The organism is Exiguobacterium acetylicum (genome assembly GCF_022170825.1).
Classification (GTDB): Bacteria; Bacillota; Bacilli; order Exiguobacteriales; family Exiguobacteriaceae; genus Exiguobacterium_A; species Exiguobacterium_A acetylicum_B.
In genome coordinates this window covers 1,870,391-1,888,269 of the sequence record NZ_CP081878.1, presented here as the reverse complement: position 1 = coordinate 1,888,269, position 17,879 = coordinate 1,870,391, and the positions used below count along the sequence as shown (strand labels likewise).

22 protein-coding genes are annotated in these 17,879 nt (G+C 50.2%); all 22 read left to right on the top strand.

The features are described from left to right. Nucleotides 1-11 precede the first annotated feature (11 nt). The 22 genes from K6T22_RS09985 to K6T22_RS09880 all read left to right on the top strand — a co-directional run bounded on the left by K6T22_RS09985 (nucleotide 12) and on the right by K6T22_RS09880 (nucleotide 17,877). On the top strand, nucleotides 12-227 hold the full coding sequence (locus tag K6T22_RS09985) for a DUF6148 family protein (protein WP_238236844.1): 216 nt from the start codon (nucleotides 12-14) through the stop codon (nucleotides 225-227). Between the two features lie 16 nt (nucleotides 228-243). Beyond that, nucleotides 244-1,821, top strand: a complete 1,578-nt coding sequence (locus K6T22_RS09980) for a phage portal protein (protein WP_238236843.1) — start codon at nucleotides 244-246, stop codon at nucleotides 1,819-1,821. Further along, the gene (locus tag K6T22_RS09975) at nucleotides 1,811-2,881 is read left to right on the top strand and encodes a head maturation protease, ClpP-related (RefSeq protein WP_238236841.1); all 1,071 of its coding nucleotides are present in this window, start codon (nucleotides 1,811-1,813) and stop codon (nucleotides 2,879-2,881) included. Before K6T22_RS09980 ends, K6T22_RS09975 begins: the two co-directional genes overlap by 11 nt. Then, the gene (locus K6T22_RS09970) at nucleotides 2,878-3,252 is read left to right on the top strand and encodes a head decoration protein (RefSeq protein ID WP_238236839.1); all 375 of its coding nucleotides are present in this window, start codon (nucleotides 2,878-2,880) and stop codon (nucleotides 3,250-3,252) included. Before K6T22_RS09975 ends, K6T22_RS09970 begins: the two co-directional genes overlap by 4 nt. Nucleotides 3,253-3,267: 15 nt before the next feature. Further along, on the top strand, nucleotides 3,268-4,302 hold the full coding sequence (locus K6T22_RS09965; RefSeq protein WP_214855691.1) for a major capsid protein: 1,035 nt from the start codon (nucleotides 3,268-3,270) through the stop codon (nucleotides 4,300-4,302). 2 nt (nucleotides 4,303-4,304) lie between these two features. Next, complete coding sequence (locus K6T22_RS09960) at nucleotides 4,305-4,679, top strand: hypothetical protein (RefSeq protein WP_238236838.1); 375 nt, start codon at nucleotides 4,305-4,307, stop codon at nucleotides 4,677-4,679. Nucleotides 4,680-4,688: 9 nt separating this feature from the next. Then, entirely contained in the window at nucleotides 4,689-5,009 is a 321-nt protein-coding gene (locus tag K6T22_RS09955) for a hypothetical protein (RefSeq protein ID WP_238236837.1), read from the top strand. Next, nucleotides 5,006-5,572, top strand: coding sequence for a phage tail protein (locus K6T22_RS09950; RefSeq protein WP_214855700.1), 567 nt, complete (start codon nucleotides 5,006-5,008; stop codon nucleotides 5,570-5,572). The genes K6T22_RS09955 and K6T22_RS09950 overlap by 4 nt, the downstream gene beginning before the upstream one ends. Further along, nucleotides 5,569-6,051, top strand: a complete 483-nt coding sequence (locus tag K6T22_RS09945) for a hypothetical protein (RefSeq protein WP_238236836.1) — start codon at nucleotides 5,569-5,571, stop codon at nucleotides 6,049-6,051. Before K6T22_RS09950 ends, K6T22_RS09945 begins: the two co-directional genes overlap by 4 nt. Further along, complete coding sequence (locus K6T22_RS09940; protein ID WP_238236830.1) at nucleotides 6,048-6,362, top strand: hypothetical protein; 315 nt, start codon at nucleotides 6,048-6,050, stop codon at nucleotides 6,360-6,362. Before K6T22_RS09945 ends, K6T22_RS09940 begins: the two co-directional genes overlap by 4 nt. Next, nucleotides 6,362-7,813 carry a phage tail sheath family protein gene (locus K6T22_RS09935; protein ID WP_238236828.1) on the top strand — a complete coding sequence of 484 codons (1,452 nt, stop codon included), beginning with the start codon at nucleotides 6,362-6,364 and terminating at the stop codon, nucleotides 7,811-7,813. Before K6T22_RS09940 ends, K6T22_RS09935 begins: the two co-directional genes overlap by 1 nt. Further along, on the top strand, nucleotides 7,813-8,331 hold the full coding sequence (locus K6T22_RS09930; protein WP_238236826.1) for a phage major tail tube protein: 519 nt from the start codon (nucleotides 7,813-7,815) through the stop codon (nucleotides 8,329-8,331). Before K6T22_RS09935 ends, K6T22_RS09930 begins: the two co-directional genes overlap by 1 nt. 31 nt (nucleotides 8,332-8,362) lie before the next feature. After that, complete coding sequence (locus K6T22_RS09925; RefSeq protein ID WP_238236824.1) at nucleotides 8,363-8,707, top strand: phage tail assembly protein; 345 nt, start codon at nucleotides 8,363-8,365, stop codon at nucleotides 8,705-8,707. A 171-nt stretch (nucleotides 8,708-8,878) separates the two neighbouring features. Next, nucleotides 8,879-12,790: a transglycosylase SLT domain-containing protein gene (locus K6T22_RS09920; protein ID WP_238236818.1), complete on the top strand. Its 3,912-nt coding sequence runs from the start codon at nucleotides 8,879-8,881 to the stop codon at nucleotides 12,788-12,790. A gap of 12 nt (nucleotides 12,791-12,802) precedes the next feature. Beyond that, nucleotides 12,803-13,060, top strand: a complete 258-nt coding sequence (locus tag K6T22_RS09915; RefSeq protein ID WP_238236815.1) for a tail protein X — start codon at nucleotides 12,803-12,805, stop codon at nucleotides 13,058-13,060. Then, nucleotides 13,057-14,079, top strand: a complete 1,023-nt coding sequence (locus K6T22_RS09910) for a phage late control D family protein (RefSeq protein WP_238236813.1) — start codon at nucleotides 13,057-13,059, stop codon at nucleotides 14,077-14,079. The genes K6T22_RS09915 and K6T22_RS09910 overlap by 4 nt, the downstream gene beginning before the upstream one ends. Beyond that, entirely contained in the window at nucleotides 14,079-14,483 is a 405-nt protein-coding gene (locus K6T22_RS09905; protein ID WP_238236811.1) for a phage baseplate assembly protein V, read from the top strand. The genes K6T22_RS09910 and K6T22_RS09905 overlap by 1 nt, the downstream gene beginning before the upstream one ends. Nucleotides 14,484-14,502: 19 nt before the next feature. Continuing rightward, on the top strand, nucleotides 14,503-15,165 hold the full coding sequence (locus K6T22_RS09900) for a phage tail protein (protein WP_238236810.1): 663 nt from the start codon (nucleotides 14,503-14,505) through the stop codon (nucleotides 15,163-15,165). A 17-nt stretch (nucleotides 15,166-15,182) separates the two neighbouring features. Next, complete coding sequence (locus tag K6T22_RS09895) at nucleotides 15,183-15,506, top strand: GPW/gp25 family protein (RefSeq protein ID WP_238236809.1); 324 nt, start codon at nucleotides 15,183-15,185, stop codon at nucleotides 15,504-15,506. After that, nucleotides 15,490-16,602: a baseplate assembly protein gene (locus K6T22_RS09890; RefSeq protein WP_238236805.1), complete on the top strand. Its 1,113-nt coding sequence runs from the start codon at nucleotides 15,490-15,492 to the stop codon at nucleotides 16,600-16,602. Before K6T22_RS09895 ends, K6T22_RS09890 begins: the two co-directional genes overlap by 17 nt. After that, nucleotides 16,595-17,578, top strand: coding sequence for a phage tail protein I (locus tag K6T22_RS09885; RefSeq protein ID WP_238236803.1), 984 nt, complete (start codon nucleotides 16,595-16,597; stop codon nucleotides 17,576-17,578). Before K6T22_RS09890 ends, K6T22_RS09885 begins: the two co-directional genes overlap by 8 nt. Continuing rightward, on the top strand, nucleotides 17,575-17,877 hold the full coding sequence (locus K6T22_RS09880) for a hemolysin (RefSeq protein ID WP_238236802.1): 303 nt from the start codon (nucleotides 17,575-17,577) through the stop codon (nucleotides 17,875-17,877). The genes K6T22_RS09885 and K6T22_RS09880 overlap by 4 nt, the downstream gene beginning before the upstream one ends. Nucleotides 17,878-17,879: the final 2 nt, after the last annotated feature.

Below are 17,879 nucleotides of genomic sequence, written 5' to 3'. Positions count from 1 at the left end.
TGGAGGAATTGATGCCATTAGAACGAGCCCGGTTACATCTGGACGCGTGGTATAAAGCAGAATTAGCGGTCTCAACCGGACAGAGCTACACGATTGGATCTCGTTCGTTGACACGGGCGAACCTGAAAGAAATCCGAGGGCAAATCGCGTATTGGGAAAAGCGTGTCGGCTCGATGCAAGGCGTCAGACGACGACGTGCGAAGCGGATTATCCCACGTGACTTATGAAAGGAGGGAATGTTAGGTGAACCTAATTGACAATGTGATCAGTTATTTCAATCCACGCGCTGGACTGGAACGAACGTTGGCACGAAAGAAGCAAGTCATCCTGAACGAGGGATATGGGAATCACGGTGCTAGCGGGAAGAAGAACAGCATGATTGGCTGGTTGACGAATAGCGGATCGGCACTCGAAGACATTGAACGTAACATTCCCACCTTACGGGAACGGTCACGCGATTTATACATGGGAGCGCCGTTAGCAACAGGTGCGCTGAAGACGTTACGGACGAACGTCATCGGATCTGGACTGAAGTTGAATGCACAGATTGATTCCGATTTGCTCGGGATGACGCGAGAACAAGCGGATCAATGGGAAACGAAGGTCGAACGCGAGTTTTCGCTTTGGGCAGACTCGATCCACTGTGATTCACAACGCATGAGTAACTTTTATCAACTGCAGCAACTCGCCTTTCTCTCTTGGATGATGAGTGGCGATACGTTCTGCTTGCTGCCCTTGATTCCACGAAAGAACATGCCGTATGACTTGCGCATCCAGTTGATTGAAGCGGACCGGGTCAGTGATCCGAATCAGTTCATCTCCATGTTCGACACGAAAGTCGTCAATGGGGTTGAAATCAATCTGACAGGTGAAGTCGTTGCCTATCACATCGCGGATCGACATCCGAATTCGATTGCAGGTGACATCAACAAGTGGACACGCATCGAGAAGTTCGGCAAGAAGACCGGACGTGCGAATGTCTTGCACCTGATTGAGCTGGAACGACCGGAACAACGACGCGGCGTACCTGTCTTAGCACCTGTCATCGAGACGATGAAGCAACTCGCACGGTACAGTGATGCTGAATTGATGGCTGCCGTTATTAACGCCTTCTACTCTGTTTTCATCACGACGGATGGAGATAGTGACACCGATGATTTCGGAAGCATTGCACCTGAAGATGAGCTTGCTGGAGGCGAAGATACACAAATCGAACTCGGGACCGGTACGGTGAACTTTCTAGCAGAAGGCGAAAAGGTACAAGAAGCAAGTCCGGGACGACCGAATGCTAACTTTGACGGGTTTGTTACGGCGATGTGCCGGCAAATCGGGGCTGCACTCGAAATCCCGTATGAAGTCCTGATGAAGAACTTTACGTCGTCCTATTCAGCCTCTCGTGGCGCATTGCTTGAAGCGTGGAAGATGTTTAAGATGCGCCGGCAATGGATGGCAGATTCCTTCTGTCAGCCGATCTACGAAGAGTTCTTAGCTGAAGCGGTCGCTAAAGGGCGCATAGAGGCTCCCGGCTTCTTCACGGATCCACTGATTCGTAAAGCCTATGCCCAAGCGGAATGGAATGGTCCTTCACAGGGACAACTCGATCCGTTGAAAGAAGTAAACGCAGCTGAGAAGCGCGTCAACAACGGTTTCACGACACGGACACAAGAAACGGTCGCATTAGGTGGTGGCGATTGGTTCCGGAATCATGAACTGCGGGTCGCAGAAGAACGCTTACGCCGCGAAGGTAATCTGGTGACGGACGCCAGTGGGCAACTGGTAGTGACAGAGGACGAGAAGGGAGGTGAAGAAGATGAAAATTAATATCAAAGGACCAATCATTCCGACGTCGAGTCAATGGATTTACGACTACTTCGAGATGGAAGCGACGAGCCCGAAACGGGTAGCCGATTTGATTGAGCAAGCGAAGGGTGAACCCCTCGATATCGAAATCAATAGTGGTGGCGGTTCTGTCTTTGATGCATCAGAAATCTACCATGCTCTTAAAAGTTATGCAGGAGACGTCACGGTCACGATTGTTGGTCTAGCAGCTAGTGCGGCATCTGTCATTGCGATGGCCGGTAAGGTCGTTCGAATCACTCCGACGGCGCAGATGATGATTCACAACGCCTCGACGATTCAAATGGGCGACCATCGTGACATGCAGCACACGGCAGAATTCCTGAAGAATACGAACAAGACGATTGCGGCAGCATACCGACTGAAGTCAGGAAAGACGGACGAGGAACTACTAGCATTGATGGACGAAGAGACATGGTTCACGGCAGAACAGGCGTTGAAGAACGGTCTCGTTGATGAAGTGTTGTTCGATAGTCCGATTCAAGCCGTCGCTTCGACGGACTCGATCACACTGCCACAAGCATTCATCGACAAAATCCGGAATGATACCCGGTTCCGACCGGATGCACAGACTAGTAAACCAGTAGCATCGACGACACCGTCGAATCAGAAGGAGGGCAATTCAAACATGGAATTAGAAGAGTTGAAAAATGAACACCCAGCACTATATGAACAAGTCATCGCACTTGGACGAGCAGAAGGTGTCACAGCAGAAGGCAAACGTATCGAAGCCATCGATAGTTTGAAGAAACCACAGGACATCTCAGCGGAAGCCTTCAACGAAATCATTCATGACGCGAAGTTCGTATCGAATGCGACAGCAGGCGACACAGCAATGAAGATTTTGAACAGTGCGTCACTCAATGCGCAACAATCGAAAGACCATTTCTTGGAGAACGTGAAGGCGGATGCATCAGACATGGACAAAGTACCAGGTGGCGATGCATCGAACCAACACGCATCGAGAGAAGACGAGCAGGTTAATGATCTCGTCGCAGCATTCGGAGGAGGGAAACGAGCATGAAACAATTAATCGAAACGGTCGATCAATCGAACTCGGATGAGTTGATCTATGACACGACACATCCGTTAGCAACCAAGGGTGTCGAACTCAAGTTGAATCAAGGTGTTTTGTTGCGTGGGACAGTACTCGGTATTGTCACGGCGACAGGGAAAGCAGTACCAGTCGATAAAGACGCGGTGGACGGATCGAACAAAGCGGATTGCGTCCTTGCGAATGATGTCGACACGAACACGACAGGAACGCTCGTCGAAGTCGCCTATTCATCGGGAAGCTTCAACCGCAAAGCGCTATTCGTTGGTGCAGATGACGTTGTCGAAGACCATGAACTACGTTTACGAGAAGTCGGAATTTATCTCAAAGATAAACTTTAATTAGGAGGAACCAACATGCCGTTGTACAAAACGCTCACGTTGCTAAAAGCAGCAGAACAAATGCCACCCGTGCGTTCATTCTTGAAAGACACGTTCTTTCCAGGTGTCGAGACATTCGTCACGGAAGAAGTATTGCTCGATGTTAAAAAAGGATCACAGAAGATGGCACCTTTCGTCGCACCACGCGTCGGGGGAGTCACAATCGAACGCGAAGGATTCCGGACGGATAAATACAAAGCACCACGAATCGCACCACAACGTCCCGTCACGATTGATGATATCTCGTCTCGCGGTTACGGGGAGAACGTCATCAGCACGAAGACACCTGCTCAACGTCAGTCTGAGATTGTCGCGAAGGACATGCAAGAATTCGATGAGATGATCAGCCGCCGGGAAGAGTGGATGGCTGCACAAATTCTCTTCTACGGGAAAGCCATCCTCAAAGGATATACGGACTCAGATGACAAACGCTTCGTCGAACAGATGCTCGACTACTCGTTCACGAACAAGGAAGAGCTCGTCGGTGCGGAACAATGGGGAGCGGGTGGTGACATCTACGCCCAAATCGAAGAATGGCGCCTCGATCTCATCCAGAAGACGGGTGTCGCTCCGACAGTGATGGTCCTCGGACGTACGGCGATGCAAAAGCTTCGCAACGATGAGAACATGCGTAAGCTCCTTGACATCCGAAACATGAACTTCGGGGAACTGAAACCAAGTGTGCAAGCGGACGGTACGACGTTCATCGGTCGTCTCGCTGAGTTTGGTCTCGACCTGTACACGTACGATGCGTGGTACAAAGATGAACTCGGCGTCATGAAGCCGTTCGTCCCACAAGACCACGTCCTACTTGGAACACCGAACCTCGGTACGTTCGTCTACGGAGCGGTCACGCAACTCGAAGACAAGACGTTCAAGACATACGAAGGATCACGCGTCCCGAAAATGTGGGCAGATGAAAACGCGGAAGCGGTCATGATGCGCTTGTCGAGTCGCCCGATTCCGAAGCCTAACGACATCGATGCTTGGTTCTCAGCGAAGGTGGTGTAAGCATGACGAAACTCAAATTCACGACAGGAGTTCGCTTCCAAGGGAAACGATATCCAGTCAACGCGGTCGTCGATGGTTTCTCGAAAGAGGAGACGGAAGTGCTCGTCTCAGGTGGACTTGCGTTCGTTGTCGGTCTACCGAACGAATCCGAAGCGAACGACGGTGCAAGTGATTCGGGCAAAGCGTCTGCCTCTCCGGTGGACGAAGAAGCACTTGCGAAAGAACTCGACGCGAACTGGACGCTCAAGGAATTGAAGACTGATGCAGTCCTTCATGAGGTCGACTTAGAAAAAGTGACATCGAAAGAGGCAGCCATCAAGAAAATCATTGAAGAAGGAAAAGCAGACGCGTTCCTTGCAATGCTTGAAGACGAGTAAGGTCGCGTCATGAGTATGTTCAAGGAACAAATCACAGTGGACTTGTTCGGTACCTTCTTCAACGCGGAGGAATTCGCAGACGAAGTGATCATCGGTGTCGATACCCTCCCGGTCGTGTTTGATGAATATGCGTTAGAAAAATACAACTTCAAAGCAGATGGTGAGGGGCTTACACGTGGTGAGCTCCTTTTCTATGCGCCGAGCGTCTTGTTCACGAAACGTCCGTTCCGAGGACAGCGGTTGCTCATCAAGAATGTTAGTTATTCCATCATGGAATTGAGAGAGTCCGCTGGTGTATACACGATTGTGCTCGAAGGGATGATGTCATGAGACCGACCATCAATGTTAACGAGTCCGTTACGGATGAAGTGAAACGGCGACTGGGCGCGTTCGAGAAGAAAGCCCCGCAAGTCGTCGCTTCCGCTTTGAACCGTGCCATGACGAATGTTGCGACGAACATCAGCAAGGAAACGCGGAAGAGCTATCACATCAAGGCAACGGACATCAAAAAGACGATTTCGAAAACACGTGCTACACGTGCCAACATCGATGCCATCGTCGTCAGTCGCGGCAATCTGATTCCGCTCGACCGGTTCAAGGTATCCCCGAGAAAAGTGTCACCGAACCGAAAAACACCAATCAAGGCAGCCGTCAAGAAGACGGGTGCCAAGAAACTGAAAGGCGCTTTCGTCGCTGATGTCCATGGCATCAAGGTCTTCAAGCGGCAAACGGACCGTCGGTTACCGATTGATCGATTGTTCGGTCCGTCGGTGCCGCAGATGCTCGACAACGACGTCAACCGAAGACAAATCAATATTGAAGGACGCAACACCTTCTATCGTCGGTTGGATCACGAAATCGACCGCATCTTGAGCAGGGGGTTACAAGAATGATTCCGATTGGATTACAGACGACGCTAGAAGACCGATTACGGATGTTGTTCGCGAATAAGCAGTTTCCGACACCGAGCGGCGAGACGGCACCCGTCACCATTCACAAGCAACGCTTGCCAGAGAAGACGAGTGAGGAAGATTCGCCGTTCCCATTCATCATCGTCAAGATGATCGAGGGAAGTGGGCAGACGGAACAGATTCAACCGATGTCGAAAATCGGTCTGATCGTCGGAACGTTCGATGCGTTCGAGGTATCAGGCATCTCGAGCAACAACGGGTACATCGATCTCGTTCAGATCATGAACGACATTGAAGAGGATTTGATCAAACGTCCCATCATCGATGGCAAGTATGAACTGGAATTACCTCTGAAATGGCGGATCAATGAAGAAGACACCGACCCGTATTTCATCGGCGTCCTTGAATTAGACTTTGCAACACCAAATCACACGAGAACGGATGTGGAATCTCTCTTATGAGTACACGAAAAGACAAACAAGTCGATGTCGAGCAAGTCGACGTCGCACCAGTGGATGTACCGGAAGTGCGACAACAAGTGGTCACGTCGATCTATGTCGGTCCCAGTTTGAAGAACCTTCAAAAATACGCCGTCTTCCAAAACGGATTACCACCTTACGTCGAGGAACACATCTCAAAATGTCCAGCGATCCGCGGAATGTTGATTCCAGTCGACCAACTGGCGGCATCCGAGCAATCAGCGAAAGAATTAGGTTCTAAAGAAGCCGTCCTATCGCAAGCCATTTTAGAATACGCAGGGAGTGAACAATAATGCCTTACGAACACGGAATTAACCTACTGGAAAACCCGACGTCCGTTACGCCACCGATCACAGCGGATTCAAGTATCCAAGTCGTCATCGGTACGGCACCGGTCCACTTGACAGCGGATCCGACGGCAGCCGTCAACAAACCTATCCTAGCGTATACGCGGAGTGCCGCAGTCGATATGCTCGGCTACAGCGATAACTTCAGCGCGTTTACATTATGTGAAGCCATCTATGCGTCGTTCCAAGTCGCGTCCGTCGCACCTGTCGTCTTCATTAACGTCTTGGACCCAGCAGTCCATAAAGTCAATGTCCCGTCGCATCCGCTGACGCTCGTCGCGGGGAAAGGTGTCGTCAATGTCGATGGCGTCCTATTGAGTTCGGTCGTCGTCAAACAGAACACGACGACGCTGGTCAAGAACGTTGACTACATCATTGCCTTCAATCAAGACGGTAAACCAGTATTGACGCTCCTTAGTACGGTTGTCCCAGTGAATGCCGCCTTGACGCTTACCTTCGACAAATTAGATCCGTCACTTGTCACGAAAACGGACATTATCGGCGGATATGACGCCATCACGAAAAAATATAAGGGTGCTGAATTGATTCGCTCGGTCTATCCGATGTTCAATGTGTTGCCTGGATTGATCCTTGCACCGGGTTGGAGTCACATCCCGGAGGTCGGCATCATCCTCGATGCGAAAGCGAAAAGCATCAACGGTACGTTCAAGGCGATGGCGGTCAGTGACTTGAACAGCGATACCGTCAAGTCGTACGAAGACGTATCGGCATGGAAAGAGACGAACGGCTATACGAGTGAATACACGATTGCTTGTTGGCCAATGGTCAAGATCGGTGACCGGAAACTCCATTTCTCGAGTGTTTACGCAGCGACGATTGCATCGGTCGATGCGCGGAACGATTCCGTCCCATTCGAATCACCATCGAACGAACGATTCCCAATCACGGCAGCAGTCCGGAAAGATGGCGTCGAAGTCTACCTCGATCAGTTGGAAGCGAACCATCTCAACGGAAGTGGGATTGTCACAGCGTTGAACTGGAATGGCTGGAAGACATGGGGGAACAACACCGCGGCATATCCGAACACGACCGACCCAAAAGACCGTTTCATCACGATCCGTCGCATGTTCAACTGGTGGGGCAACACGTTCATCTTGACGTACTTCCAGAAAGTCGATGATCCGACGAACTTCCGTCTTATCGAATCGATCGTCGACAGCGAGAACCTCCGAGCGAACGGCTATGTCGCACGTGGTCAAATCGCGGGTGCGGTCATGGAGTTCCGTGAAGAACTCAACCCGGTCACGAATATCCTGAACGGCAAGATCGTCTTCATCCAACGTTTCGCAGCATACTCACCAGCGGAACAAATCACGAACATCCTAGAGTTCGATCCGACGATCTTGACTAACGCATTATTTGGAGGAGGGCAATAATGAGTAATCCAATCCCTGAAAAAATTGTCAACTATAACGTCTATGACGATACGAACAAACTGGTCGCCGTCACAGGCGAAGTGACGTTACCAAACCTTGAACCGCTCACGGAGACTGTTTCCGGAGCGGGTATTCTCGGGGAGTACGACAGTGTCTCCATCGGACATTTCGGTCCGATGTCCATCGAACTGCAGTTCCGCGCATTGCTTGATAAATCATTCGACTTGCAACGCAACAAGAACCGCTCGATTGTCCTGCGAGCAGCGCAACAAAGTTATGACCTTGCATCAGGTGTCGTATCCTTCCGCGGTCTAAAAATCACACTGAAAGGTCAACCGAAGGGACTGAATCCAGGGAAGATCGGCGTCAACGTCCAGACGGAAACGACGAGCGTTCTTGAAGTCATCTACATGAAAGTCGAACTAGACGGTAAAGTCTTACTCGAGCTCGACAAAATCAACTTCATCTACAAGCTCAATGGGGAAGACCAACTCGGCGGCATGAAGAAACTGATCTAAAAACTAACCAAACAGAGGAGAATGATTTGCGATGAAAGATACTACTACGTTAGAAACACCAGTCGATGCAACACAGGAGCCAATCGAAAAGAAGGAAGGCGTCATCGTCTTCAAAAAACCGTACAACTTCGAAGGAAAGACGTATGCATCCATCGATTTGTCTGGCATCGAAGACCTGACAGGAGAGGATCTACTAGAAGCGGATCGTGTGTACTCTGCTGGGGGCAACATGTCACCAATCCCAGAACTCTCGATGGGATATGCCTTCGCCATTGCGGCGAACGTATTGAAACAACCAACACAGTTTTTCGACAAGCTCCCAGCAAAAGAAGCGATCATCGTCAAGAATACGGTGATCACTTTTTTGAACGCCTAGGCATCATTGAAACACAGAACTATCGACACTACATCAAGGTGACTGGACGGATCGTACGTAAAGTATGCATCCGTCTTTCGTCTGCCTCGCATACGAGTGTCGATTATTTTTTGAAGTTGCGCTTGTACGAGTTGAGTGACTTTGTGACAGACATGAAAGAGGTGAGCAAGGATGGCTAGTCCACGGGTATATGAGATTGCGTTCCATTTAGCGGGTCAGGTCAATTCCTCGATGCGTGCCGCTTTCAGTTCTGCGCAGAGACAGATTTCGAAGCTGGAAGAAAAGACGGAAGATGCGCGTGACAAGATGGCGAAGATGTCTGTGACGACATTAAAAGCAGTCAGTGCCGTTTCTGCGATCACGAACGCGCTTGGTGGCGTCACCGCTATGACAGCGCCCGTCGTCGCAGGTGTCGGTGCGGTCGGTGCATCCTTTGCGTCAGCGGGAGCTGGAGCAGCGGCATATGGTGTCGTCGCGGCGGCTGCACTACGAAAGGTGTTTGACGCAGCGGACGAAGTGAAGAAAGCAGAAGACAAGATCGCGGATGCCGATACAGCTGAAGAGCGAAAGAAAGCCCAGCAAGAACTAGCGGCCGTCTATGCGGACATGAGTAAGGCGCAACAAGGTGCGCTGAAGAACCTGCAGAACTTCAAGAAGTACTGGAAGGGATTCGTCACCAGTTTCGAAGAGCCAATCTTTAAAGGATTCGCCACGTCACTCTCGATTGCCAAGCAAGGACTCGAGTTGATGAAGCCGACGATTCACAACGTCAGCGGTGCGGTGAATGGATTGCTGAAAGATATGCAGAACGATCTCGGTTCGAAGGATATGAAAAGCATCTTCAATTGGATTTCAGATAGTGCAGCGGGTTCGCTCGTAGCGCTGATGAAGACGATCGGTCATACGACAAAAGGCTTGTTCAGCCTCTTGCAGGCGTTCACACCGATCACAGCATCCGTCGAAAGTGGGATGGTCGGAGCGGCACGTGGCTTTTCGCAATGGGCAGCCAGTCTCTCGAAATCAGAAGGTTTCAAGACGTTCATCGAATACGCGAAACAGAATACACCGACTTTCCTGAGTCTACTCGGGAATCTAGGCGGTATTTTAGGTGGTGTGATCAAACAGGTCGCGCCATTAGGTCCAGCGGTCTTGACCGGACTCGACGCGCTCACCGGATTGATCAGTAAAGCTTTGAACGCAGGGATTGCCATCAAGAGCTTTGCACAAATCATCCAAGAGATGGTCACTGGTTCGACTGGACAGTTCGATTCCTTGCGGTCTCGCGTGTCAAGTGTCCTCCAAAATATCGCTCCGACCTTCCGCGCACTTGGTGCCCAGGCGTTGAGCGCGTTTCGAAGTATTGCGTCGGTTGCGACGCAAGCCTTTATGACGCTGTATACATTTTGGCAGAATAACGGTCCGATGATCGTCTCGGCTGTTTCGAATGTGTTTAAAACAGTTGGTGCAGTCATTGGCGGAATCATTGGCGTCGTGCGTACGATTTTAACGGTTCTGAAGCCGATTTTTGTACAAATCGGGACGTTCATTATGGGAATTGCTCGGCAAATTATCTCATTCTGGGCGACGGACGGTGCGCAAATTGTTCAAGCGGTCCAAAATGTGTTTTCCGGAATTTCAAAAATCATTCAATTTTTGGCACCGGTAATTGTCCCGATTCTGATGTCGATCTGGAAAAACGTCCAAGGCGTCATCCAGGGCGCGATAAATATGATCATGGGAATTGTACGGATTTTTGCTGGGTTGTTTACGGGTGATTTTTCGAAAATGTGGCAAGGCGTCAAGCAACTCTTCTTCGGAGCGATTCAGTTCGTCTGGAACTACGTCAATTTGATGTTTCTCGGACGAATCATTGGTGGAGTCAAGGCGATGGGTCTCGGAATGGTCACAAGCGTCAAGGCATTGTGGGTTTCGATTAAATCGTGGTTCACCCGAGGAATTGATGACGCTTATCTACTGGTCAGTGGATGGGGTTCAAAAATCGGACAAGCCTTGGTTCGTTTGAAGACGGGTGCTGTCTCGCAGATTTCCGGCATGTGGTCTGGAATAAAGTCCTTCTTTTCCGCTGGTGCGACTGGAGCGTATAACTTCGTGCTGGGAATGTTCGTCAAGACGATCATACGGTTCCAGAATGCGCGATCGAGTATCGTTGGCATCGTCCTTCAACTCTGGAATTCAGTGAAATCTTTCTTCTTGTCCGGAGCAAGTGCGGCTTATGGTTATGCAATGAGTCTTGTGACGAGAGCGTTACAAATTTTCCGTAGTTTGAAATCGAATGCAGTTAATATAATCATGCAGCTATGGAGTTCTGTGAAGTCTTATTTCTTATCAGGAGCGAATGCAGCCTACGGATATGCTTCCGGTCTTGTCTCGAAAGCACTTAGAATCTTCGGGAATCTGAAATCAAACGCGACAACGATCATCTCAAATTTATGGTCCGCTATTAAATCGGCATTTTCATCAGGTGTGACGAGTGCTCAAAATTTCGTGACCAATATGGGTTCGCGAATTGCAAGTGGATTCCGCAGTGCAAAAGAATCGGCGGTTTCGATTGCCAGATCGATGTGGAATGGTGTCAAAAAGATTTTCGATGACATCGTTTCCGGGGCACGTGCTTTACCTGGGAAAATGGGTGAAGGAATCCGAAACATGGCAAGCAAAGCGCAATCTGGGATTACATCGCTTGGCAACAAATTGCTAAAAGGAATCGGAAAAGTGGTCAATGGCGTCATCAAAGGTCTGAACTGGGCACTCGGAAAAGTGGGTGTCGATATCACGCTCGAACAGTGGCCCGTTCCGCAATACGCTAGAGGAACGAAAGGACACCCAGGTGGTCCAGCAATCCTCGGCGATGGACGTGGAACAAACGCAGGTCCCGAATTGTATCGCACACCAAGTGGCTTTGTCGGGATGAGTCCAGCACGCGACACGTTGATGAACCTTCCGAAAGGTACGCAAGTCATCAATGCCCGTGATACACGGATGCTGATGGAGCGGTACAACATACCTGCCTACAAAAACGGTACGGTGACGGATGCGTTGAAAACAGCAGGCAGTTACGTCAAGGATAAGGCGACAACAGCGAAAGATTACGCGATGGACAAGGCTGGAAAAGCGAAGGACATTGCGTTTGATGTCTACGATTACGTTTCGAATCCATCTAAACTGCTATCGAAAGCATTAGAAGTGTTCGGTGTCGGTGTACCAACCTTACCGAAAAATTTAAGTGCTATCGCAAGTGGCGCGTTCTCGATGATCAAAAAACATGCAACGAAGTACCTTAAAGGAAAACTACCGGACATGTCTGCATCGAGTCTCGGTGCAGCCTTCAACGGGCAAGGTGCCGAAATGGCGAGAAAAGCCATCTCACAAGCGTTGATGATGACGAGTAAACCGCTTAGCTTGCTTGGTCCGATGATGACGATCGCGCAAAAGGAATCTGGATTCAATCCGAACGCGATCAATGATTGGGACATCAACGCCCAGCGTGGTGATCCGTCCGTCGGACTCTTCCAGATCATCAACTCGACGTTCCAGCGCTGGAAGTACCCGGGTCACAATAACCGGAGAAACCCGCTCGATTCCGCTCTTGCCGCAATCCGCTACATGGATGGTCGGTATGGTGGAATCATGAATCATCCGGGTATTCGGAGCATGATGCGTGGTGGTGCTTACTTACCGTATAAAAACGGTGGCATCATCAATCGCCCACACATGGGGCTCGTCGGTGAAGCTGGTCCGGAAGCCATCATCCCGCTGTCACCAAGTAAGCGAGGACGAGCGGCACACCTGCTGTCGACGATCGGTTCACGACTCGGCATGAAAAAGGAACAAGGCATCAACCCGTTGCGGAGCTTGTTCACGTCAGATGCTTCACCAGTCTCGAATGGTTCGATGAGTACCTCCGCTCAGTTCGTCTACTCGCCTGTCTATCACATCAAAGGCAATGTCGATGAAGAGATGCTCAGACGGATCGATGAAGAAAAAGAAGCAGATTTAGAAGCGAAGTTCATGCGCTGGTTACGCCAACATGAATCAGATCGGAACCGGACACGGTTTGCATAAGGAGGTGCAGGGATGAAAACCTATGTCACGTTGTCGGGCGATACGTTTGATCGGATCGCCCTACGCGAACTTGGAAGTGAATATTTGTTCCCGGAGATTGTAGCGAGTAATCCGCGGCATCGTCTGACCCTCATCTTTTCAGCGGGTGTGTCGTTGCAAATCCCGGAACCACCACAAGAAATGATCTACACAGATGAACCCGAATGGCTCGAAGGCGATGGGGATGCCGAAATGACGGAACCATCACTCGGGGCAGGTGCATACGGATGAGCAGCGTCGGGAGAAGAATTCGACCAGATGTCATCTATGACAATGTCAACGTCACGACTGAGATTGAAGACTTCATCGAGTCGTTGTCTTTCAGAGACAACTTATCGGGTGAATCGGATAGTCTCAGCTTGACGCTCAGTGATCGGGAAGGACGCTGGAACAATCAATGGCGTCCGAAAAAAGGTTCGGTCTTGAAGGCGTCCTTGCTCGTTTCGACGGGATGGGACGACTCGAAAGCGAAATCCCGCTTCCTGGGCATCTTTGAAATTGACGAACTCGGTATCAGTGGACCACCGATGACGTCGAACGTCCGCGGCTTGTCAGTTCCTGAAAGTTCTTCTTTGCGGAAATCTGGTAAGTCACGCGCGTGGGAGAAAAGTAGTCTGAAAGCGATAGCGGGAGCCATCGCGAAAGCGAATGGAATGTCTCTCTACTTTTCAGCAGACGAGAACCCGTCGTACGACCGGATTGACCAGGAAGGACAGACGGATCTGGCGTTTCTGATGAAGTTATGCGGAGATGCTGGTCTGTCCCTGAAGGTAGCGAACAAGAAGATCATCATCTTGGATGAGGAACGTTTGGAAAAAGGAACGAGTGTCATGATCATCTCGCGTAAGGATAAAGCAATGAAGTCATATAGTGGTAAAGACGCTTTGACGACGATGTACCGCTCGTGTTCCGTCAAATATACCGACCCCAAAAAGAAGAAGACCTATCGCTATGTTTTCACGCCATCGAAGGCACCCGCGACGTCTCGCGTCCTTTACATCAATGAAGAGGTCAAATCATCAGCGGCAGCGGCGACGCTTGCTCGTAAAAAGCTACGTGAAGCGAATAAGGATGCGATCACCTTTTCTGTCGTATTGGCAGGGTTCTTGAACGTCTTCGCAGGTCAAGTCGTTACGTTGAAAGATTTCGGGTCATTCAATGGCAAGTATCTCGTCACGTCGATGTCCGCAAGCGTAGGCAAGGGAACTGATACCTCACTCGAATTACGCAAATGCTTGGAGGGATATTAATGCGGTTGCTGGATCATGGATATGTTACGGCCATCTATCCGGATCGTGCGACGGTCCGCGTCCGGTTCGAAGACAAAGGGTCAGATGACGTCGTGTCGCGTGAACTCTCGATGCTCGTCCGTGGTGCGCAAAAGGATAAAGACATCTGGTATCCGGACATCGATGAACTCGTTTTGTGTTGCTTTTTAGAAGGGACATCCAAGCGAGGGTACGTGTTAGGGAGTGCCTATAACGAGGTAGATCTACCACCGACGAAGGTCAAGACGAAACGACATCTGCAGTTCAAGGATGGTGCGTTCGTCGAATACGACGAGAAAACCAAAAAGATGACGGTCAACCTACATCCGGATGGCGAATTGATTGTCAATGGCACGATCAAGGCGAATGCCTTCGTCACGAAATGAGTAAGAAGGGGGAATCCGGATGCGGATTGGAAGTTTTGCTGGTGTCGTGTTCGAGGTCTCTTCGAAGAAAGCGTTGACCTTCGACGACTTCTCGCGGTCCAGTAGTGCCCGTTGGGCGGTACATGACATCAATCTTCAGAAGCCACTCCCCGAATTCGTGGGAGCTGGTCAAGAAAGTGTCAGCTTTAAGGTGCTGCTCAAAGGATCGCATGGTGTCAATCCGGAATCGACGATGAAGAAGCTGCGCGCTTTTCGAGATGCAGGCAAGTACTCCTCGTTGATCATCGGAAGCAAACCGGTCACGAGTGGATACTTCTACTTGGAAGATATTCAAGAGACACACCGGAACATCGACAACAGAGGCGTATCGCATACGATCGAAGCGACATTGACCCTGAAGGAATATCCGAAGAATAAGCCAGTCCGGAACAAACCGAAGAAGAAACCGCCTGCGAAAAAACCGACGAAGAAATCAACGACCGGTACCGCTACGGTGAAAGTCGGGATGTTGAACTGTCGGGTCAGTCCGAACTTGAATGCCCGGATTGTCCGCGTCTTGCGGAAGGGCTATTCGTTCAAGGTGTACAAGATCGTATCAGGTAGCGGCATCAAATGGTATTATCTCGGGAACGGTCAGTACGTCTCAGCTGTTTCGACGTATACCAACTTTAAAAAATCGTGATTCGAAGGAGGGAAGGCATGGACACCTACAGCGTATCGTCATCCGTCGATGGTGCGATTGATTATGGCGCGACGGGCACGTTCGCTACGTTGCAAAGTATCGCGTTCCTCTTATCTACGCTGGTCGATTCTTGTCCTATGCACCGCGAATTCGGATTGGATCCACCAATCGATGATCCGACGTCGTATGCGAGGGCATCTCTATCAGCGCAAATCATCGAGAAAATCGAACGGTCGATTCCAGAGGTCGATGTAGTAGATGTCTTGATTGAAGACAAACCATTAGAAGGCAAGCTATCCGCAACGGTGAAGGTGGTGATTACAAATGACAGCGAGGTTTAACCTGCCAGAAATTGAGTACATCTCGAGTGACGTCGAAGAATTAGAGAACTTAGGTGTCTCGACGTTCGAAGGACTGATCGGAACGACGTTGAATGAAGCCGATCCGCGCCGGAAGTTATTGCAATCGGTCGCACTTGTCGCCTCGATGCTTGCGAATAACATCGATTTCACCGGTAAACAGACCCGCCTGACCTATGCACAAGATGATTACCTTGATCACATCGGTTCGGAACGTGAGGTACCGCGACTGGAAGCGCAAGCGGCAGAAGCTACTTTCCGGTTCGAGGTGACGAATACGGTACCATTCACGATTTTTCAAGGATTTTTGATCGGGGCAGGAGACGTACAGTTCGAGATTAAGACCGATACGCTCGTTCCGGCGAATATCGGACAAATCGATATTGTCGGTCGTTGTGTCGAGAGTGGTTTATTAGGTAACGGTTACCTACCAGGTCAAATCAATCAATTGATTGAACCGGTACCGCACGTCGCAGCTGTCTCTAACGTGACGGAGAGCTTCGGTGGGACAGACCGAGAAGAGGACGACCCGTATGCAGAACGGATTTGGTTATCACCAGAAGGGTTCTCGACGGCAGGTCCTGAACTAGCGTATATCTATCATGCCAAATCCGCGCATCAAGGCATCATCGATGTCGCAACGGTCACCCCATCACAAGGACGTGTCGTTTTGTATGTCTTGATGGAACAAGGTGCACTCCCGTCAACGGAAGTCCTACAAAAGGTCAGTGAGACATGCAACGACAAATCGATTCGTCCGCTAACGGACTACGTGACGGTCGCCGCTGCCGTTCGGGTTCCCTATGACTTGTCGGTATCTTATTACCTGCCAGAAAGCGCACGTTCCTTGCAATCGTATTATCAACAACAGGTGACGGACGCAATCCATGAATACCATCTCTGGCAGCGTTCGAAGATGGGACGGGGCGTAGATCCCGGTGAACTGTATGCACGCATCCAACAGGCAGGCGCGAAACGCGTCATCGTCGAGCCGAACCAGTTCATCGCCTTAGCGAAACATCAGGTCGCGTTCGAACGGACGATCAACGTCACGTTTGGAGGGTTCGTCAGTGATTGATCTCAATAATTTTTCACTCAATGACATCCTGCCAGCATCGATTAAGAATAACGAAGAAAACCATGCGCTTGCCGAAGCCATCACATTGATGTTGCAGCAGGTATTTGATGAGACATCGATACTGGATCCACGGATGCCGCTTGCTGAACGCTTACTGGATATCGTCGCTAAAGAAAATCACGTCGATTATTACGACGAGACTCTATCGCCGGATCAAAAACGACAACTGATCCGGAACTCATGGCGAATCCACCGCCGGAAGGGAACAGTCGCCGCCATCGAAGAAGTAGTATCGATTCTCTTGGATCGTGCCCAAATCGTCGAGTGGTTTGATTATGACGGAGAACCCTACTTCTTCAAGATCGAGATTGATGGGCCGCTACGGAGCGAGAAAGACTTGCCTGTCGTTTTCCGTGCAGTCAACGCCAACAAACGGTTTAGTTCTCGTCTCGAAGCCATCTGGTTCAAGCGTGGTGAAGGGATTTATTACCGCGTCATCTATAAAAACGGTAAGATTCATATCCATCCGGTCATCGCTGTCCGCTGCGGGATTCGAATGCCCGGACGCTCAACGCTCGTCCTCTCACGAGCAGTCAGCTCGTACAAAAACGGAACGGGTGCGATTCGGATCAGCGGCAGTATCTTCTCCGGAGAAAAAGAAAATCACGTAAACGTCGGTCGAAAAAACGACACGACGCTTTTTGTCGTGGAAGAACGGAGTCTTGGAACCGCATCGGTGCCGCAAGTGGCAAATGAATTGCTGAACGGATTTACGGGAACGGCGACCCAAGAAGAGGTGGGGTGGCAATCCGCACAACAAGCCGGAACGGCGAGTCCACCGAAGACATCCTACCAGTCGAGTAACGACGGCGTGCTGGAAGACGCCTTGAACCGGACGCAAAGTACGTATAAAGGTGGATTGTCCACGTTGTCGTTCTCAGGCGTCACGTATACAACGAAAGGAGAAAACGGATGAGTATTCTTCAACCGATTGCAGTCAACGATCTCGCTAAGACGATTGATACGAATTGCGTGTCAGCAGACTTCACGATTGGCGCGACGACCTATCCGGCAAAAGTTCGAAGATCAATTGTTTCCGGTGATACCGTGATCAAGCATGTCTACTTGACGACGCGATCACCAATTGGACTGGTGTCGCGCGTTCGATTATTTAACGAAGCTGGGCAAGTATATGCTCAAATCAACCCGAACGTGCAACACGAAGCCCTCAAAGGAAGATTGTTCGAGTTTAAATTCAAATTGGAGGTGACGTAAAA